1 protein-coding gene is annotated in these 261 nt (G+C 54.8%); it reads left to right on the forward strand.

Translation table 11 applies throughout. The features are described from left to right. Positions 1–261: DDE-type integrase/transposase/recombinase (locus FUU19_RS16700; RefSeq protein WP_230507257.1), on the forward strand; the 261-nt coding region annotated here is incomplete at both ends.

The following is a 261-nucleotide window of genomic DNA, read 5'->3' on the forward strand; positions in this document are numbered from 1 at the left end:
GTCTGGCGACGTAAACCGGACAGCGAGGTCATCGTGCACTCAGACCAGGGCAGCCAGTACGGCAGCGACGACTGGCAACGGTTCTGTCGGGCCAATAACCTGGCACCCAGTATGAGCCGGCGTGGCAACTGTTGGGATAATGCGGTGGCCGAATCGTTCTTCAGTTCACTGAAAAAAGAACGCATCAGGAAGAGAATATACAAAACCCGGGATCTGGCCCGGGCGGATATCTTCGATTACATTGAAGTGTTCTACAACCGG

The sequence above is a fragment of the Serratia montpellierensis genome (assembly GCF_020858655.1).
GTDB classification, from domain to species: Bacteria; Pseudomonadota; Gammaproteobacteria; order Enterobacterales; family Enterobacteriaceae; genus Serratia; species Serratia montpellierensis.